The sequence below is a fragment of the Mycobacterium simiae genome, from assembly GCF_008370645.1.
GTDB classification, from domain to species: Bacteria; Actinomycetota; Actinomycetes; order Mycobacteriales; family Mycobacteriaceae; genus Mycobacterium; species Mycobacterium simiae_A.
In genome coordinates this window covers 1-1040 of record NZ_VTZN01000412.1, presented here as the reverse complement: position 1 = coordinate 1040, position 1040 = coordinate 1, and the positions used below count along the sequence as shown (strand labels likewise).

The following is a 1040-nucleotide window of genomic DNA, read 5'->3' as shown; positions in this document are numbered from 1 at the left end:
TCACTGCGCCGCTCCAGCAGCCACACCAGCAGGGCCTTCTGGGCGTGCAGGCGGTTTTCGGCCTCGTCCCAGACTGCGCTGGCCGCACCGTCCATCACCTCGTCAGTGATCTCGTCACCACGGTGAGCCGGAAGGCAATGCAGCACAATCGCTTCCGAATCCGCCAGGCCCAAAAGGCGCTCGTTGACCTGAAACGGCCGGAACGGCTCGACGCGATCCAGCCCGTCGTCCTCCTGGCCCATCGAGATCCAGGTATCGGTCACCAGGACATCGGCCCCAACAACAGCGGCGTCGGCGTTGTCGGTCACCGTCACCGAGGCGCCGGTCGCCTGGGCGCGCTGCTCGCCCGCGGCCAGCACCGCCGGGTCAGGCAGGAAGCCCGCGGGTGAGGCGATAGTGACGTGAATGCCCGCGGTGACGCCGCCCAGCAGCAACGAGTGGGCCATATTGTTGGCGCCATCGCCGAGATAGCACAGCCGCAGGCCGCTGAGCCGCCCTTTGCGCTCGGCGATGGTCTGCAGATCGGCGAGCACCTGGCAGGGGTGAAATTCGTCGGAGAGCGCATTGATCACGGGCACGGCGGCAGTCGAGGCCATGGCCTCGAGGCGGTCTTGGCCGAAAGTCCGCCAGACGATGGCATCGACGAAGCGAGACAACACTTTTGCGGTGTCCTGCAGAGTTTCGTCACGCCCCAACTGGGTGCTGCGGCCGTCGACGACGACGGCGTGGCCGCCAAGCTGCGCGACACCCATTTCGAAGGAGAACCGGGTACGGGTGGAGTTCTTGTCGAAGATGACCGCGACCCCGCGCGGCCCGTCAAGCGGGCGGCGGCTGAACGGGTCCTTCTTGAGCTCGGCGGCAAGCTGAAGGACCTCAGCCTGTTCTTGCGGGGAGAGGTCGTCGTCGCGCAGAAAATGTCTGGTCATGTCTGTGCTCCGGCGGTATCGAGGATTCCCGGTAGCGCAGCGACGAAGCCGCCGAGCTGATCTTCGGTGATGATCAGCGGTGGCGCCAGCCGGATGACGTTGGGCGCGGCCGCG

At 66.5% G+C, this 1040-nt stretch carries 2 protein-coding genes; both read right to left on the bottom strand.

Annotation, left to right across the window (positions count from 1 at the left end; all coding sequences use genetic code 11):
- On the bottom strand, positions 1-926 hold a 926-nt coding region (gene argF, locus F0Q45_RS26155; RefSeq protein ID WP_149656611.1), incomplete at its 3' end, for an ornithine carbamoyltransferase.
- The coding region (locus F0Q45_RS29780; protein ID WP_262491197.1) for a hypothetical protein at positions 923-1040 on the bottom strand (118 nt) is incomplete at its 5' end. The genes F0Q45_RS29780 and argF, both read right to left, overlap by 4 nt.